This window comes from Anoxybacillus amylolyticus (assembly GCF_001634285.1).
GTDB classification, from domain to species: domain Bacteria; phylum Bacillota; class Bacilli; order Bacillales; family Anoxybacillaceae; genus Anoxybacteroides; species Anoxybacteroides amylolyticum.
The window spans coordinates 2,498,468-2,512,872 of sequence record NZ_CP015438.1 but is presented as its reverse complement, the minus strand read 5'-3'; the positions used below and the strand labels follow the sequence as shown (position 1 = coordinate 2,512,872).

Sequence of the window (14,405 nt, the reverse complement as noted above, 5' to 3'; positions counted from 1 at the left end):
GATGAAAGAAAAAGGGTTCACATTAATCGAAATGTTGATTGTGCTTATGGTCATTTCGGTTTTGCTATTAATTATGATTCCGAACATTACGAAACATAATAGCATGATTAATGATAAAGGATGCCAAGCGTTCGTAAAAACTGTTCAGGCCCAAGTGAAGGCGTACCAAATGGAAAATGATGTGATTCCGACCGTGCAACAGCTCATTGATGGAAAATATATTAAATCAAATAAATGTCCAAATGGCCATACGGTTCAAATTGGCAGCGATGGTGAAGTGAGCGAAAGTGGCTCGTAAAAATGGCTTTACGCTCATCGAAATGTTAATCGTGTTGATGATCGTCAGTACGCTGACGATCATCGCTATTCCACGACTTGATCAGCTAAAGAAAGCGAAAGAAGAAGCACATATGCTCGAGCAGTTGACCGATGATTTGTTATATGCCCAAGCATATGCATTGACACATAAACAATCGGTCGTTGTCGTTTTTTATAATGCGCAAGGTCGCTACCGAATGACGGAGCGATATATGTTAGGAACGGTTTTACTCGATCGGACGCTTCCGAATCCGTGGAAAATCGAGCTTTCGACATTGCAAAACCCGCTAACGTTTTTAGCCAATGGCAATGTCAATAAATCGGGAACGGTGTTATTAAAAAACGGAAAAACAACGTACAGACTCGTATTTTTGCTCGGGAAAGGGAGGTTTTATGTGCAAAAACTGTAGCGGATTTACCTTTGTCGAGGCGCTCGTATCGTTGGCAGGATTGTTGGTGATAACGATGACGCTGTTGCCGCTATTGACGCAAATTATGGTGGAAAGACACAACGTCGCGTTAAAAAATGAAGCTGTGCAGCTTCTTGATGCAGAAATCAATCGTGACGTGCAGATCGATAAAATAGTGACAGTTGGGGAAGTGACGTATGCAATTTCTTGGACAGAGCTAGGGAACGGAATGAAAAAGGCGTGCGCTCGTTGGAACGATGATATGAATCGAACGGTGGAAAGGTGTGAGTATGTAAAAAAATGAACAGTCGAGGCTTTACGCTGCTTGAGATGCTTGTTGTGTTAGCGGTTGTGTTGCTTGTCGTTTCGTTCTTGCCGCTTTTATTAGATGTTCGTTGGCTGCACGACAAACAAAACGAATTTCAGCCGCTCGAATGGCAAGTGTTTCTTCAGCAAATAAAAAGCGAAATTCGCGAAGCAAAAGAGCTTGAGAACGTCTCCACGACGTTGTATGCGTATAAGCCAACAGGGGAAAAAGTGAGCTTTGAAATGTATGGTACGCTCATTCGGCGACGAGTGAACGGTCAAGGAAACGAAATCGTGTTGCAAAACGTTTCGAATGTGCAATATTACCTAGCGACAACAGGGGTGCAAATTACGGTGACGGCGATAAATGGAAAACGATACGAGGCGTTTGTTTCGACTTTTTTTCCAGTGCGGGTGAGACGATGAAACGAAACGAAAAAGGTGTCATTTTTCCAATGACCGTCATGTTTTCTTTATTGTTTTGTTTAGCGGTGTTTCACGCCTTAGAACTGTACGAGACAGAAATGCAGCTAGCGGACTACGTGCGGCAATCGTCCGACGTTGATTCGCTCATGCAAATGGCTGTCGTCGATGTGAAAGCGCAAATTGCTGCGAGCGCTCGAGGCAAGCAATCAGGGAAAGGAACGTTCACCTATCCGAATGGCACGGTGCAATACGATTGGAAACAAGGGACGCAAAACGACATCAAAGTAACGCTTATCGCTATTTCCTCCGAAGGCATCCAGTATAGTGCTCAGTTTACCATTTCCTTCCCTTCGTTAGAGCTAATCGAATGGAAAGAAACATATTCATAGTTCATTATTGGCTGTCAATATGATATGTTGGTAAAAAAGAAAAGGGGAGGTTGGCAAATGAAACGAGTGTATTTAACGGGGTTTATGGGAGCAGGAAAAACTACCGTTGGTCGGGCGCTAGCTGAACAGCTATGTGTACCGATGATTGATACGGATAGCTATATTGAAGAGAAAATCGGCAAGCCAATTAAACAAATTTTTGTCGAAGAAGGGGAGGCGGCGTTTCGGCGCTATGAACGGGAATTTTTACGGACGCTGCCGCCTGATAAACGTATTGTCACGACCGGTGGAGGGATGGTCATTCAGCCGGAAAATCGGGAATGGATGAAACAAACAGGAATGGTCATTTATTTGCATTGCGACTTTGCGGAAATTATGCGCAGGATTGCCGATGATGATACACGCCCGCTCCTTTCTAATCAACTAGAAGATTTGCAACGATTATGGGAACAACGGTTGCCGTACTATTCCGAAGCACATATCGTCATTGACACGACAGGAAAGCGTGTAGAAGAAGTTGTGCAAGAAATAATGGAATGGATTAAGAAAACGGAAAATCGGCAAGAATAGGAGTAAAAAAGGCGGTGAACATTAGTGAACGATTATATGAAATTTATGACGCAACAGTTTGTTCGCTATATGGATCAGCCAAAAGAGGAACGAAAGAGAATGCGCGAACAGCGGAAACAAGAAAAGCCGCCACTCCTTTCTCACTGGTTTGGCATGATTCCGTTTGCGTTGCAAATGTTTTTTCGCCGGAAATAAATCTCCCGTTGCCTGGGAGATTTATTTTTACGTTTACAAAGATTATGAACGGGGCTGCAAGTAAAAAAGCCCACCATTAATGACGGAAATCGTAATTTTTGGCTTGTATTGTTCCTCTAACGCTTGTTTTTCCATATGATAACATTCTGGCTTTTCTTCCATTTCCTCATAAAAATGATTAAGCAGCGCCAAGTCTTCGTTCCAGCGCGCCATCGCTTTTTCCGCCCACGTATGATCGTCTTGCTCGATCTTTTTTTTCATGTATTGTTCAAGTCGTGCCATCCCGCTTTGTGGTTTAATGATGGGAGAAATGGTAAAACAATAGTCCGGAATTTTTGGGGTTAGATGCAGTTTCTGTAATTTTTCATGAAACTGTTCGACGATCATTCCGGTAATTAAATGCAATCCGAGTGACAAAATGGTGTCTTTTTTTCGGTCGCATTGATACGAGATTTTGACATTAATCCCTAACCACGGATGAAGTGGAACGGATGATGTTGCATCCATTTTTTCGTAAAGGCGAATATAGCTTCCATGGCGCTGGGCTGATTGGAATATTTGATGAAGCCTCGGAGAGCCGAAATGAAGTGGTTCTCCGTGGAGCGTTTTTGTTTTTTCTGTTTGTTTTGTTATAAGCGTCAGCTTTACCGGTGCTGGCGTCCCGCCCGTTCGCTCGATGTAATGCCAATAAAACGGGCGGTTCATCAATTCTTTATCCATTGCAACCGTCAATTGCACCGTCATATATCCGTCTTCAGTTTCGACAATGTCGCATTCGTTTGCGCGAAAATATCGTTCGAGAAACTGTTGAATCTCATCTTGCCGCATATTCGTCACTCCTTACGAATTGATCCGCAAAATCAATCATCGCCGTTAAATTTTCCATTTTAATTTTCATTTCTCGCTCACTACGGGATTGGAGAATATCGTGTAAATATTCTTCGAAATCCGTCATGTTCATCTTTGTTAAAATATCGTCTAATTCGCCAACGACCCGTTCAAATAGCCGAATTTTTTCATAGAGAAGTTTTAGCACATGCTCTTCGACCGTATCTTTCACTGCAAAGTTGTAAATATATACGTCATTCGTTTGTCCTAAGCGGTGTACGCGACCGATGCGTTGTTCAAGGCGCATCGGGTTCCAAGGGAGGTCATAGTTAATGACGTGATGGCAAAACTGCAAGTTAATCCCTTCTCCCCCTGCCTCAGTTGCAATAAGCACTTGGGCGCGGGTTTTAAACAGTTCTTTCATCCAATCTTTTTTTCCGCGCTTAAATCCGCCGCGAAACGGGACGGACGAAATACCGTGCTGTTGCAAAAACCATTGCAGATATAGTTGTGTCGCCCGATATTCGGTAAAAATAATGACTTTATCGTTAATGCCCCGAATAAGTTCAAGAGCTTTCTCCGCTTTTGCATTGGTCGTGACAGCATTTATTTTTTCGATTAACGTGTCAAAATACATAGGTGGTTCTGAATATTTGCTCATCATATTTTTTAACGTAAAAAAGAGCGCTTCACGGCTACTACAAGCTTCTCGCAACATCGTTATAAGCGAAAATTGCCCGTCGTCTATTTTTAACGCGTGAACAGCGTTGTATAATTCCCGCTCTTCTTTGGAAAATTCAATCATCACCGTTTCGACATGCCGCTTCGACCATTCGATGCCGGTATCGATGCGACGATTGCGAATCATCACTTTATTAACAAGCACTTTTAAATGCTCATCGGTTTGCAGCGTCCGTCCTTTTCCGTACGTTTCGGCGAAGTAAGAAGCGTTTCCTAAATGGCCGGGCTTTAGTAAAGAAACGAGATGAAAAATTTCTTCGATTCGGTTTTGAATCGGGGTTGCCGTGAGCAATAAACAAAATTTCTTTTTTAAATGCTGCACGAATTCATAGTTTTTCGTTTTATTGTTTTTTAATTTATGCGCTTCATCAATAATAACCATGTCGTACTGCTGGGCATAAATGATGTCACGATGCGGACTTCGTTTTGCGGTGTCGATAGAAGAAACGACGACATCGCACTGTTCCCACACGTAGCTCTTTTTTTGCGCAACGGCGGGAATGAAAAATTTTTCGTTTAGTTCCACTGTCCATTGAGAAACGAGGGAAGCCGGAACGAGAATGAGCACTTTTTTCACCAACCCACGAATCATATATTCTTTTAAGATTAATCCTGCTTCAATCGTTTTCCCGAGTCCGACTTCATCGGCTAAAATCGCTTTGCCGTTCATCGTTTCGACGACTTGTTTGGCGACTTCGAGCTGATGTGGAAGCGGCGTTAAATGCGGCAAATGTTTCGGTGCTTGCAGCCCGTCAAAATCAGGTACAGCTAAATGTTTTGCCGCTTCTAACGCAAGCTCATACATTTCCCAGCTCGCCCACGGCCCGTCCTTTTCGATTCGTTCCAATAGTCCTGTTGTCCATGCGGAATCAAATGCAATCTCGACCATCATTGTTTCGTCTCCTTTAATACCGAACGTTTTTAATTCAATAGGGGTTAATATATGTAAATAGGCGATTGTTTACTGAAATTACTAATAAAAAGTTCGGATATTTTTTGTTTGTCGCACTGAATTTTTATTGCTCTTTTGCACACATTAATGGTAGTATAATAATAAATTAGAAAGTTAAAAAAACTACGTCATCTTTTCCTATAGTTTGACCATTTTTTTGAAAATTATATATGGGCGGATGAGAACAAGGGGAGAGACTACGAAATGTAGCGCCGAAGGAGCAAGTGGCAACACGAATCTCTCAGGCAAAAGAACTCTTGTTTGACGCAGCTCTGGAGAGTGTTCACGAACGTGAACCACCCACGAGGAAACCTATTATAGGGAAACTTTCAGGTGAAAGGACAGAGACTTCCATATGGCGATATATGGGAGTCGTCTGTCTTTTTTTATGACAAGGAGGGGGCATATGTTAAAAAGAACACCGCTATTTTCATTGTACGCACAATATGGCGCCAAAACAATTGATTTTGGCGGCTGGGAACTGCCAGTGCAATTTTCAAGCATTAAAGAAGAACACGAAGCGGTACGGACGAGGGCAGGATTGTTTGACGTGTCGCATATGGGCGAGTTTGAAGTAAAAGGAAAAGATAGCCTTTCCTTTTTACAAAAAATGATGACAAACGATGTGGAAAAACTAACAAATGGTCGCGCTCAATATACGCTCATGTGTGATGAAGACGGCGGAACGGTAGATGATTTGTTGATTTATAAAAAAGCGGATGGCCATTATCTTCTTGTGGTGAACGCTGCAAATATCGAAAAAGATTTTGCTTGGCTTAAAGCGCATGTATTTGGTGATGTCGAACTTGTCAATATCTCGAACGATATCGCGCAACTAGCGCTGCAAGGGCCACTTGCGGAAAAAGTGTTGCAACCATTGACGACTACCGATTTATCTGGCATCAAATTTTTCGCTTTCTCTGATGATGTCGATGTCGCAGGGGTTAAAACGCTCGTGTCGCGGACAGGATATACAGGAGAAGACGGGTTTGAGCTATATTGCCGCGCAGGAGATGCTCAAACGCTCTGGCGGGCGATTTTAGAGGCAGGAAAAGAAGAAGGGGTGCTCCCGTGCGGGCTCGGTGCGCGCGATACGCTCCGATTTGAAGCGTGCTTGCCCCTTTATGGACAAGAATTGGCGAAAGACATTACGCCAATCGAAGCAGGGCTCGGATTTGCGGTCAAAACGAATAAAGACGTTGACTTTTTCGGAAAAGAAGTATTAAAGAAACAAAAAGAAGAAGGAACGACACGGAAGCTTGTCGGCATCGAAATGATGGACAAAGGCATTCCGCGCCACGGATATGCCGTATATGTAAACGGTGAGCAAGTTGGCGTCGTCACGACAGGAACCCAATCGCCGACGCTCAAAAAAAATATCGGCTTAGCGCTTATTCAAACAGAATTTACTATTCTTGATACAGAAGTGGAAGTGGACATTCGCGGCAAGCGCTTAAAAGCGAAAGTGGTGGCAACACCGTTTTATAAACGGACAAAATAAGATGTGAGGAGAGAGGATTATGCTTCATCGTTATTTGCCGATGACGGAAGAAGATAAGCAACAAATGTTGCAAACAATTGGGGTACAGTCCATTGATGAACTGTTTTCCGACATCCCAGAAAGCGTTCGATTTCAAGGCGAATACAACATTAAACCGGCAAAATCAGAGCCGGAGCTAATGAAAGAGTTAATGGCACTAGCGGCGAAAAATGCGGATATTAAGACGTATCCTTCCTTTTTAGGAGCAGGGGTGTACGACCATTACATTCCGACGATTGTTGACCATGTGATCTCACGTTCTGAATTTTATACAGCGTATACGCCATACCAGCCGGAAATTTCGCAAGGGGAATTGCAGGCGATTTTCGAGTTTCAAACGATGATTTGCGAGCTAACCGGCATGGACGTAGCGAATTCCTCGATGTATGATGGTGGAACCGCGTTAGCGGAAGCAGCGTTATTAAGCGCGGCGCATACGAAAAAGAAAAAAGTGTTGTTATCGAAAGCGGTGCACCCCCAATACTGTGACGTTGTAAAAACGTATGCGAAAGGGCCAGGGCTAGAAGTAGTAGAAATACCGTACAAAAACGGGGTAACGGATCTTTCGGCACTGCAAGCAGAAATGAGTGAGGATGTTGCGTGTGTCATCGTCCAATATCCAAACTTTTTCGGCCAAATCGAGCCGCTAAAAGACATCGAGCCAATCGCCCATGCGCATAAAGGGATGTTCGTTGTTGCAAGCAATCCGCTCGCCTTAGGGGTATTAACACCGCCAGGTCAGTTCGGGGCGGACATCGTCGTTGGTGACGCACAACCGTTTGGTATTCCAACGCAATTTGGGGGTCCACATTGCGGCTATTTTGCGGTTAAATCTGCGCTGATGCGCAAAATTCCAGGGCGCCTCGTCGGACAAACGACGGACGAAGAAGGTCGCCGTGGTTTTGTATTGACCCTTCAAGCGCGCGAACAACATATTCGGCGAGACAAAGCAACGTCAAATATTTGCTCGAACCAAGCGTTAAACGCGCTTGCCGCATCGGTGGCGATGACAGCGCTCGGCAAAAACGGCGTAAAAGAAATGGCGACGATGAATATTCAAAAAGCGCATTATGCAAAAGAAACGTTCGTCAATCATGGATTTGATGTTGTATTTCCAGGACCGTTTTTCAACGAGTTTGTTATTCGTATGAACAAGCCAGTAGCAGAAGTAAATAAAAAGCTATTGGAAAAAGGAATGATCGGCGGCTACGATCTCGGGCGCGATTATCCTGAATTGCAAAACTGCATGTTAATTGCGGTGACAGAATTGCGCACGAAAGAAGAAATCGACACGCTTGTGAAAGAATTGGGGGATTGTCATGCATAAAGATCAACCGCTTATTTTTGAATTAAGCAAGCCAGGACGAATCGGGTACAGCTTACCAGCACTAGACGTACCAGCAGTCGATGTCGCGCAAGTCATCCCAACCGATTACATTCGGCAAGAAGCACCGGAGCTTCCAGAAGTGTCGGAGCTTGACATTATGCGCCACTATACAGCGCTATCGAAGCGCAACCACGGAGTGGATTCCGGCTTTTATCCGCTTGGGTCGTGCACGATGAAATACAATCCGAAAATAAACGAAAACGTTGCTCGTTTTGCCGGGTTTGCCCACATTCACCCGCTTCAGCCGGAAGAAACGGTGCAAGGGGCGCTTGAATTAATGTATGACTTACAAGAGCATTTAAAAGAAATTACGGGCATGGATGCGGTGACGTTGCAGCCAGCGGCTGGTGCGCACGGGGAATGGACAGGGCTGATGATGATTCGCGCCTATCATGAAGCAAACGGCGACTACAACCGCACGAAAGTCATCGTTCCTGATACGGCGCATGGAACAAATCCTGCGTCGGCAACGGTTGCCGGCTTTGAAACGGTGACAGTGAAGTCGACGGAAGAAGGACTTGTCGATTTAGACGACTTACGCCGCGTCGTCGGTCCAGATACAGCAGCGCTCATGCTTACAAACCCAAATACGCTCGGTCTGTTTGAAGAAAACATTTTAGAAATGGCGGAAATCGTGCATGCCGCAGGCGGAAAGCTGTATTACGATGGGGCAAACTTAAATGCGGTGTTAAGCAAAGCACGACCTGGCGATATGGGCTTTGACGTCGTGCATTTAAACCTTCATAAAACGTTTACTGGTCCACACGGCGGCGGTGGTCCTGGCTCTGGTCCAGTTGGCGTGAAGGCGGATCTCATCCCATTTTTACCGAAGCCAACGGTTGAAAAAGGTGAAAACGGCTACTATTTTGATTACGACAGACCAAAAGCGATCGGTCGCGTGAAGCCGTTTTACGGCAACTTCGGCATTAACGTTCGCGCCTATACGTATATTCGTTCGATGGGACCAGACGGCTTAAAAGCAGTGACAGAATATGCGGTATTAAACGCCAACTACATGATGCGTCGCTTAGCGGAATATTACGATTTGCCATACAACCGTCATTGTAAACACGAGTTTGTCTTATCAGGAAAGCGCCAAAAGAAATTAGGGGTACGTACGCTTGATATTGCGAAGCGCTTGCTTGATTTCGGCTACCATCCGCCGACGATTTACTTCCCATTGATTGTCGAAGAGTGCATGATGATCGAGCCGACGGAAACCGAGTCAAAAGAAACGCTCGATGCGTTTATTGATGTGATGATTCAAATTGCGAAAGAAACGGAAGAAACGCCGGAAATCGTCCAGGAAGCGCCGCATACAACGGTCGTCAAACGTTTGGATGAAACGACTGCCGCTCGCAAACCAATTTTGCGTTATCAAAAATAAACAAGGTGCCAGGCGTTTTTGCTTGGCACCTTATTTTTTCTTCACTTTCCCTGCCCATGTTTTAAAACCGCCTTTTAAGTGGTACAAGTCGCGGTAGCCTTTGCGGTAAAGCATTTGTGCGGCGCGGCCACTACGAAGTCCGCTTTGGCAATATAAATAAATCGGTTGGTCTTTGCGCAATTCTTTCATGCGCATACGTAATTGCGTGAGCGGAATATTGCGAGCGCCCAAAATATGTCCAGCAGCGTATTCATCTGGTTCGCGAACATCGATAAGTTGTGCTTTCCGATAGCCAGCGCGGAATTCTTCTTCCGTGAGCGTTTTCACCATTTTGCGCTGCATGAAATACATGACAGCAGAATAGGTAATCAAGGCGCCAATGATAATCCATAGCCATTGCACGAGCAACAAGCCCCCTTTTCTTTCAACATTCGACAAATTCTATTATATCGATGTTATCCATTAGACGCAAAGCATTTTCGCTTTCCTTCGTCCGCTTTGTTTGCTAAACTAATAGACGCAAAAGAAGGGGAAAGAAGGTGGAAAAGTGGAAAAAGAAAGATGGCGATTTATTGACTCGGGCGATTGTTCTCCGGCGTTTAATATGGCGCTTGATGAAGCGTTGTTAGAATGGCATAGCGAAGGAAAAATTCCGCCGACGATTCGGTTTTACGGATGGAATCCACCGACGCTTTCGATCGGCTATTTTCAAAAAGTCGAAAAAGAAATTGATATGGAAGCAGTAAAAAAATACAGTCTCGGCTTTGTGAGACGACCGACGGGTGGGCGCGGCGTGCTTCACGATCAAGAGTTGACGTATAGCGTCATCGTGTCCGAATCGCATCCAGCGATGCCGCAAACGGTGACGGAAGCGTATCGTGTCATTTCACAAGGCATTTTAGAAGGGTTTCGTTTCCTAGGGCTTGATGCGTATTTTGCTGTTCCAAAAACAGAAGAAGAAAAAGCGGATTTGAAAAACCCGCGCTCCGCTGTTTGTTTTGATGCACCGTCTTGGTACGAGCTCGTTGTGGAAGGAAGAAAAGTGGCAGGAAGCGCCCAAACGCGGCAAAAAGGCGTCATTTTACAGCACGGTTCGATTTTATTGGACTTAGATGAAGAGATGCTTTTTAGCTTGTTTAAGTACCCGAACGAACGAGTAAAAGAGCGGCTGCGGCAAAACTTTAAACATAAGGCGGTCGCAATCAATGAACTAACCGAGCGGAAAATTACGCTTTCGGAGGCGAAAGAAGCGTTTTTCAAAGGGTTTGAAAAAGGGCTCGAGATTGTGTTAGAACCGTATACGCTATCGGCAGAAGAAATGGCGTATGTGAATGAGCTCGCGGAAAAAAAATATGCGAGCGATGAATGGAATTTTAAACGATAAGCGCGGAAAATTCCGCGTTTTTTCGTTGTCGCTGAAAAGCAACTGGCAAAATGTTTCGTTTATCGGGAAAATGAGGCGATTTTGGACCGTTTTCTCCCTTTTTCTTTCGTTTCTATTGTTTTTGTTATTTGACAAAATACGAATTTGTTGACCTAATACACAATATATAGTATGTGTCGATAAAAATATCATACTATATATTGTTTTTTTGTTGGCGATATGGTAATTTAATCTAGACAGAATTTGCAGGCAGAAAGTGGACAATTTGAAAGAAGAGGAGAGATTGAAGAATGACGGTTGCGTCTTCTGAACGAATGAAATTGGATATTGCTAAACTAAATGCAGACATTCGCTTGTTTCCGCAAGTGCATCCGATTACGGAGGACATGCACATTACGCATAAAGGCGTGTCGCGTTTAGTGATGCTTGACCGCTACTCGTTTAAAGATACGGAAAAATTAACGTTAAGCGTTGGAGATTTTGTCGTTTTAACCGTAAAGGAAGATCCGAAGTTTCCGGCGCGCGGGCTTGGGTTTATTGTCAAGCTTGATTTGGAAAACAAAAAAGCGCATGTGCTAGTGGAAGAGGAGTACCGGCACGTGTTAGACGGAGAGGAGGCGAAAACAGGCATTGTTGTTCGCTCGCTCGATGTCATTGAAAAGCCGCTAGAAATTTTTTATGAGCAAATTGCGAAGCGGAACGCAACCGGGTTAGCCGCTGTTGAAAAAACAGAAGAAAAGCGGCAAGAATGGTTTGAAAAATTTTACGAACAGCTCGTCAACCTTAATTTTGTTCCAGCTGGGCGCGTGTTGTACGGTGCTGGTTCTGGAACAGAAGTGACGTATTTTAACTGCTATGTCATGCCGTTTGTCAAAGACTCGCGCGAAGGCATTTCTGAACATCGTAAACAAGTGATGGAAATTATGAGCCGCGGTGGCGGTGTAGGAACGAACGGTTCTACCCTTCGCCCACGCAATACGCTCGCGCGCGGAGTCAACGGCAAATCGTCCGGTTCGGTGTCATGGCTTGACGACATTGCAAAACTAACCCATCTTGTGGAACAAGGTGGCTCCCGTTAAAGTAGTGCCATTGGCGGGAGTAAAATCTCGCGAATTGCTGGAACCCCCTAAAGCCAACTTGACCACAACGTAGCTGGTGACGGCAAGCGTGACGGTTTAAAAACAAGTTGGATAGAGAATGGGCAACCAGCAGCCAAGCATCTCTGGAAACGGAGATGAAGGTTCAACGACTATTGAAACTTCCTACAGTTCTCCATACAATGAATGTAATAAATAAAAATGTTTGGAGTGTGGAAACCATGGAAGGAGTAAATCGTAACACTCGGCGACGAGGTTACGAGGCGCGAGACAAAGAAGAGATGTTGAAAAAAGCAAAAGATCTCCATAAAGAAGGATATAGCCAAGTTAAAATAGCCAAAATATTAGGTGTAAGTAGAGGAACTTTAAGAAGATGGAATGAAGAAATGAAAATGTTTGAAATCAGAAATCCCGGGGAAGCAGGTAAATTAGCCAACAAAAAATATAATTATTGTGAAAATTATTTCTCTGATATAAAAACTCCAAATCAAGCATATTTAGTTGGCTATATCTTAGGTGATGGGACAATTTTTGATCGTAAAAAATCAAAGCGTCTTGTCTTAACTTTAGCAGAAGAAGATAAACAATTGATTTACGATATAGCAAAAGAATTAAACATGCAAGAGGCGATCAAGTTTAGAAAAAGAAATGCACCTAATGAGCAAAACAAATATTCATTAACCATTAATTCTACAAAAATGTGTAATGATTTAATGAGGTTAGGAATAACTCCCAAAAAAACAGGGAATGAAACTTGGATAGAGTTTAATAGCGATGAATTGCAATGGAGCTTCTTGCGTGGAGTATTTGATGCTGATGGAAATATAAGAGTATATAAGAGATATTACCAAGAGAGGGATAAAACTTACTTAAAAACACGATTTGGTATTACTGGATCGAAGCAATTGTTAGAAGGAATCTTAAAATTTTTGAAGTCTAAAGGTATTGGGCAAAATGTCCATTCATTAACTGAAAAAGAAGGATGCTTTGATCTTTATATATCCAGTATTAAAGATGTCAACAAATTGTTCCATCACCTTTATCAACATGGAGATATAAAATTGAATTGAAAATATGTAACATTCTCTTCTTTGATGATATAGTCTGATCTCTGTTCGAAAGACGGAGAGCTAGGCAGAAATGACCTAGCCCACTCAAATGAGTGAGTAACAAATTGCGTGGCGCTCAAATGATTATGCTAGCCGATTGGCATCCGGACATTATTGAATTCATTATTTCGAAAATGCAAAATCCGCGCATTTTGCGCTATTTGCTTGAAAATACAGAAGATGAAGGCATTCAAAAAGCAGCGAAAGAAAAATTAAAGTTTACGCCGCTTACCGAACAAGAGCGTGCCATGTATCAAGGAATTGTCAACTATAAAAACATCCCAGGATACGGCGGTTTTAGCGAAAAAATTATTAAAGATGCGGAAGAAAAGTTGCGGACAGGCGGCACATATAGCGTGCACAATCCAGACTTTTTAACAGGGGCGAACATTTCCGTTTGCTTAACGAAAGAGTTTATGCAGGCAGTGGAAAACGACGAAGAATACGAATTGCGCTTCCCGGATGTTGAAACATATTCGGAAGAAGAAATGCGCATCTACAACGAAAAATGGCATGAAGTCGGCGATGTGCGCGAATGGGAGAACATGGGCTATCGCGTTCGCGTCTACCGGAAAATTCGCGCGCGCGAACTATGGAAGCTTATTAACATTTGCGCAACGTATTCAGCAGAACCAGGCATTTTCTTTATCGACAACGCCAACGACATGACGAACGCAAGAGCGTACGGGCAAAAAGTTGTCGCAACAAATCCGTGTGGTGAACAACCACTCGCACCTTATTCTGTGTGCAATTTAGCCGCGATTAATTTGGCAAATATGGTCGATAAAGAAAAGAAAGTCGTCGATTATGAAAAATTAAAACGGACGGTTGAAGTTGGCGTCCGTATGCAAGATAACGTTATTGACGCAACACCGTACTTCCTTGAAGAAAATAAAAAACAAGCGCTCGGGGAACGTCGCGTCGGACTTGGCGTGATGGGATTAGCCGATTTGCTTATTTATTGCGAAAAAGAGTACGGTTCGGAAGAAGGCAATCAGTTAGTGGACGAGCTGTTTAAAACAATCGCGACAACGGCGTACCGCGCGTCGATTGAGCTCGCAAAAGAGAAAGGAAGCTTTCCGTTTTTAGTTGGCGAAACGGAAGAAGAAACGATGAAATTGCGCGAAGCGTTTATTCACACCGGCTATATGAAAAAAATGCCGGACGATATTCGTCAAGATATTTTAACATACGGTATTCGTAACTCGCATTTGCTGACCGTGGCTCCGACGGGTAAGTATTTGCCCCCTGTATTTGTAAAAATACAGTGAAAACTCGGCTATATGCGGGGAAATCTGGCGTATCTCTTGCTACCTGTGCCTTGCCAGCACATAAAGAGGTAAAAATGCAAGAGTGTTGGATGAAT

Annotated in this window: 15 protein-coding genes, 2 pseudogenes and 1 riboswitch; of the genes and pseudogenes, 14 read left to right on the top strand and 3 right to left on the bottom strand. The window is 43.7% G+C overall.

Annotated elements, in window-relative coordinates; translation table 11 throughout:
* Position 1 precedes the first annotated feature (1 nt).
* The 7 genes from comGC to GFC30_RS16655 are packed head-to-tail and all read left to right on the top strand — an operon-like array spanning position 2 to position 2,614.
* Positions 2–298, top strand: coding sequence for a competence type IV pilus major pilin ComGC (gene comGC, locus GFC30_RS12860; RefSeq protein ID WP_084256351.1), 297 nt, complete (start codon positions 2–4; stop codon positions 296–298).
* On the top strand, positions 288–728 hold the full coding sequence (comGD, locus tag GFC30_RS12855) for a competence type IV pilus minor pilin ComGD (RefSeq protein ID WP_084256349.1): 441 nt from the start codon (positions 288–290) through the stop codon (positions 726–728). Before comGC ends, comGD begins: the two co-directional genes overlap by 11 nt.
* Positions 712–1,032 carry a hypothetical protein gene (locus GFC30_RS12850; RefSeq protein WP_066326187.1) on the top strand — a complete coding sequence of 107 codons (321 nt, stop codon included), beginning with the start codon at positions 712–714 and terminating at the stop codon, positions 1,030–1,032. The genes comGD and GFC30_RS12850 overlap by 17 nt, the downstream gene beginning before the upstream one ends.
* On the top strand, positions 1,029–1,460 hold the full coding sequence (gene comGF, locus GFC30_RS12845) for a competence type IV pilus minor pilin ComGF (protein WP_066326186.1): 432 nt from the start codon (positions 1,029–1,031) through the stop codon (positions 1,458–1,460). Before GFC30_RS12850 ends, comGF begins: the two co-directional genes overlap by 4 nt.
* Positions 1,457–1,849 carry a competence type IV pilus minor pilin ComGG gene (gene comGG, locus GFC30_RS12840; protein ID WP_066326185.1) on the top strand — a complete coding sequence of 131 codons (393 nt, stop codon included), beginning with the start codon at positions 1,457–1,459 and terminating at the stop codon, positions 1,847–1,849. The genes comGF and comGG overlap by 4 nt, the downstream gene beginning before the upstream one ends.
* A gap of 57 nt (positions 1,850–1,906) precedes the next feature.
* Positions 1,907–2,419, top strand: a complete 513-nt coding sequence (locus tag GFC30_RS12835) for a shikimate kinase (RefSeq protein ID WP_066326184.1) — start codon at positions 1,907–1,909, stop codon at positions 2,417–2,419.
* Positions 2,420–2,455: 36 nt separating this feature from the next.
* The gene (locus GFC30_RS16655) at positions 2,456–2,614 is read left to right on the top strand and encodes a YqzE family protein (protein ID WP_084256454.1); all 159 of its coding nucleotides are present in this window, start codon (positions 2,456–2,458) and stop codon (positions 2,612–2,614) included.
* Positions 2,615–2,656: 42 nt separating this feature from the next.
* On the opposite strand, the gene GFC30_RS12830 is transcribed toward GFC30_RS16655, so the two are convergent.
* Complete coding sequence (locus GFC30_RS12830; RefSeq protein ID WP_066326183.1) at positions 2,657–3,442, bottom strand: YqhG family protein; 786 nt, start codon at positions 3,440–3,442, stop codon at positions 2,657–2,659.
* Entirely contained in the window at positions 3,429–5,075 is a 1,647-nt protein-coding gene (locus GFC30_RS12825) for a DEAD/DEAH box helicase (RefSeq protein ID WP_066326182.1), read from the bottom strand. The genes GFC30_RS12830 and GFC30_RS12825 overlap by 14 nt, the downstream gene beginning before the upstream one ends.
* Positions 5,076–5,313: 238 nt before the next feature.
* Positions 5,314–5,402: riboswitch (glycine riboswitch) on the top strand.
* Between the two features lie 139 nt (positions 5,403–5,541).
* Here GFC30_RS12825 and gcvT point away from each other — a divergent pair.
* From gcvT to gcvPB, 3 genes are read left to right on the top strand one after another with little or no spacing between them, the layout of a single operon-like run.
* Entirely contained in the window at positions 5,542–6,636 is a 1,095-nt protein-coding gene (gcvT, locus tag GFC30_RS12820) for a glycine cleavage system aminomethyltransferase GcvT (RefSeq protein WP_066326181.1), read from the top strand.
* A 19-nt stretch (positions 6,637–6,655) separates the two neighbouring features.
* Positions 6,656–8,002, top strand: coding sequence for an aminomethyl-transferring glycine dehydrogenase subunit GcvPA (gcvPA, locus tag GFC30_RS12815; protein WP_066326180.1), 1,347 nt, complete (start codon positions 6,656–6,658; stop codon positions 8,000–8,002).
* The gene (gene gcvPB, locus GFC30_RS12810) at positions 7,995–9,449 is read left to right on the top strand and encodes an aminomethyl-transferring glycine dehydrogenase subunit GcvPB (protein WP_066326179.1); all 1,455 of its coding nucleotides are present in this window, start codon (positions 7,995–7,997) and stop codon (positions 9,447–9,449) included. Before gcvPA ends, gcvPB begins: the two co-directional genes overlap by 8 nt.
* A 30-nt stretch (positions 9,450–9,479) precedes the next feature.
* On the opposite strand, the gene GFC30_RS12805 is transcribed toward gcvPB, so the two are convergent.
* A complete protein-coding gene (locus tag GFC30_RS12805; RefSeq protein ID WP_066327395.1) occupies positions 9,480–9,851 on the bottom strand; it encodes a rhodanese-like domain-containing protein in 372 nt (123 codons plus the stop codon).
* A 145-nt stretch (positions 9,852–9,996) separates the two neighbouring features.
* Between GFC30_RS12805 and GFC30_RS12800 the strand changes: the two genes are divergently transcribed.
* From GFC30_RS12800 to GFC30_RS12780, 4 genes and pseudogenes are all read left to right on the top strand, one after another.
* Positions 9,997–10,833 carry a lipoate--protein ligase family protein gene (locus GFC30_RS12800; protein WP_066326178.1) on the top strand — a complete coding sequence of 279 codons (837 nt, stop codon included), beginning with the start codon at positions 9,997–9,999 and terminating at the stop codon, positions 10,831–10,833.
* A gap of 290 nt (positions 10,834–11,123) precedes the next feature.
* Positions 11,124–11,909, top strand: a pseudogene (locus GFC30_RS12790) (ribonucleotide reductase N-terminal alpha domain-containing protein); the annotation flags it as partial.
* Between the two features lie 110 nt (positions 11,910–12,019).
* Entirely contained in the window at positions 12,020–13,000 is a 981-nt protein-coding gene (locus GFC30_RS12785) for a helix-turn-helix domain-containing protein (RefSeq protein ID WP_148660404.1), read from the top strand.
* A gap of 92 nt (positions 13,001–13,092) precedes the next feature.
* A pseudogene (locus tag GFC30_RS12780) lies at positions 13,093–14,274 on the top strand (vitamin B12-dependent ribonucleotide reductase); the annotation flags it as partial.
* Positions 14,275–14,405 lie beyond the last annotated feature (131 nt).